The organism is Streptomyces sp. NPDC054840 (assembly GCF_053611065.1).
This window is the reverse complement of sequence record NZ_JBSGZP010000861.1, coordinates 1-2,587: the sequence shown is the minus strand read 5'-3', so window position 1 is coordinate 2,587 and position 2,587 is coordinate 1. Positions and strand designations below refer to the sequence as shown.

Annotated in this window: 3 protein-coding genes; 2 read left to right on the top strand and 1 reads right to left on the bottom strand. The window is 72.6% G+C overall.

The genetic code is table 11. From position 1 onward, the window contains the following. Window positions 1–604, bottom strand: a 604-nt coding sequence (locus tag ACWGIU_RS35170) for a GntR family transcriptional regulator (protein ID WP_453712158.1), incomplete at its 3' end; no start/stop codon positions are given. Between the two features lie 122 nt (window positions 605–726). On the opposite strand from ACWGIU_RS35170, the gene ACWGIU_RS35165 reads away from it, so the two are divergent. Both ACWGIU_RS35165 and ACWGIU_RS35160 read left to right on the top strand, forming a co-directional pair. Then, a complete protein-coding gene (locus ACWGIU_RS35165) occupies window positions 727–1,587 on the top strand; it encodes a (2Fe-2S)-binding protein (protein ID WP_453712157.1) in 861 nt (286 codons plus the stop codon). 208 nt (window positions 1,588–1,795) lie between these two features. Beyond that, window positions 1,796–2,587 (top strand): DUF2637 domain-containing protein (locus ACWGIU_RS35160; RefSeq protein ID WP_453712156.1); only part of this gene is annotated, 792 nt, incomplete at its 3' end.

The following is a 2,587-nucleotide window of genomic DNA, read 5'->3' as shown; positions in this document are numbered from 1 at the left end:
GCAGCGCCGAGTGCTCCTGCGCGTCGGCGACGAGATCGGCCCGGCGGACCCGCGGAGCGCCCGGCAGGGGCCACTGGGCCCGGCGGTGGAGCTCCTCCGCCACCTGCACCAGCTGGTCGTTGCCGGCCAGCCGCAGCACCGCCCGGTGGAAATCCCGGTCCGCCTCCGCGTACCCCGGCAGGTCTCCGGCCGCCGCCGCCCCGGCCGTGGCCGCGGCGGCCGGACGCAGGGCGTCCCAGGCGGCCGCGGGCACCGTACGGGCCAGCCGGAGCATCACGGGGACTTCGAGCAGCGCCCGTACCTCGGCCAGCTCGGCGAGCTCCCTGGGAGTGCGGGAGAGCACACGGAAGCCCCGGTTCGGGAGGCATTCCACCGCCCCCTCCACGGCCAGCTGCTGCATCGCCTCGCGCACCGGGGTCGCGGAGACCCCGAACCGCTCCCCCAGGGCCGGGCCCGAGTAGATCTCCCCGGGCACCAGTTCGCCGTCGATCAGGGCGGCGCGCAGCGCGTCGAGCACCTGACCGCGCACCGAATGGCGCAACACCTTCTGCCTTTGTGCCGGTACCCGGGCGTGGGCCGTCTCGTGCACTCGGTCCTCCTCCAGGTGTCGACCTGCCTTGAGAATAAGTGACGGCGCGCTCGGGGAGGGGTGCGGATCGATTCAAGTCAGGTAAGGTAAGGCTAACCTGTTAATGATCGTGTGATTCTGTGATTCGGTGGCCCGTCATGACCGTCACGACCTTCCCGGCTGTCACATCCGCCCCGCACGGCTCTGCGGTGACGGATGCGTTCGCCAGGCTCGCCGAGGCGTACGACGGCCTGCGGGTGATCGAGCGAACCGCTGACGAACCCCTCCCTCGCGGTGCCGGCTGGGTCGGCGCGGACGAGCTCGCGGCCGGCGGGCCGGCCCTGGACGCCTTCCTCGCCTGGGACAACGCCCAGGTGCTGAGGGACTACGGGACCCAGGCGCGGCCCGATGTGGTCGCGGGCTTCGGGCTGCACCGGTACGCGTGGCCGGCCTGCCTGCTGTTCACCCTCCCCTGGTTCCTGCACCGGCGGGTCCCGCGGTTCCCTGTCACCGGGGTGGCCTTCCACCGGGCCCTCGGCCGCCTCAGCGTGCGCGTCGGGGAATTCGCCTGCCTGCCGCACGATCCGGCGGCCGCGCTCCCGGGGGTCCGTGTCGTGCCCGACGAGGAGGCGCTGCGCGACGAGGTGCGGGCCGCGGTGGCCCAGCACCTCGGACCCCTGCTGGAAGGCTTCGGCCCGCGCATGCGACGCGGCCGCCGCGCCCTGTGGGGCATGGTGACCGACGAGGTCGTCGAGAGCCTCTGGTACATCGGCAACCTGCTCGGTGAGGAGCAGCGCGCCATGGCCGAGCTGGAGGCCCTGCTGCCCGGTTCGACGGCTCCGTACACCGGGGGCGCGGGCTTCCGTACGCTCACCGGACCCGCCGGCGAGGAGCTGCCCACCCGGGACCGGGCCGGCTGCTGCTTCTTCTACACCATCCGCCCCGAGGACACCTGTGTCACCTGCCCCCGGACCTGTGACGCCGACCGCGTCGCCCGCCTCGCGGCCGCCGCCGCCTGAACCCACCCCGTACGACTGACTGTAATCGAACGCAACTCAGCTCGTACGGGCTCCAGTTCGAGTCACAACACCCTATCCGGCGGGCCCCGCCCCCCGATGGCGTCCACTTGCCCCGAAACCCGCGTGCACGGCTCCCCGGCTACGCCACTATGGCGCCCGGAAGGCCGCACAGCCGCATAGCCGCATACGCGAGGCAAGGGACATCCGCATGAGACTGACCGACATATCGCTGGACTGGCTGCTGCCCGGCAGCCTGCTGATCCTGGGCGTACTTGCGGCAGTTGCGGTACTGGCCCGTGGCAAGCGCGAGAGCGAGAAGGCCGCGGCCGAGGACAGCTGGGAGCGCAGCGAGGAACGGCGGCGGCGCAAGGAAGCCGTCTACGGGAGCGCTTCGTACGTTCTGCTCTTCTGCTGCGCGGCGGTCGCCGCCGCGCTCTCCTTCCACGGACTGGTCGGCTTCGGCCGGCAGAACCTCAACCTCTCCGGAGGCTGGGAATACCTGGTTCCCTTCGGCCTCGACGGCGCCGCGATGTTCTGCTCGGTGCTCGCCGTGCGCGAGGCCAGCCACGGCGACGCGGCCCTCGGCTCGCGCATGCTCGTCTGGCTGTTCGCGGGCGCGGCCGCGTGGTTCAACTGGGTGCACGCGCCGCGGGGCCTGGGCCACGACGGGGCCCCGCAGTTCTTCGCGGGGATGTCGCTTTCGGCGGCCGTCCTCTTCGACCGCGCCCTCAAGCAGACCCGCCGGGCGGCGCTGCGCGAACAGGGCCTGATCCCGCGGCCGTTGCCCCAGATCCGGATGGTCCGCTGGCTGCGAGCCCCCCGGGAGACCTTCGGCGCCTGGTCGCTCATGCTGCTGGAGGGGGTGCGCACCCTCGACGAGGCCGTGGACGAGGTGCGCGAGGACAAGCGGGAGAGGGCGCGATCCCGACCACAGGGCGAAGGCGAAACCGAGCGAGATGAGGTCGGGGCGGCCGCTGCGGGTGACGTCGTCGAGCAGGGG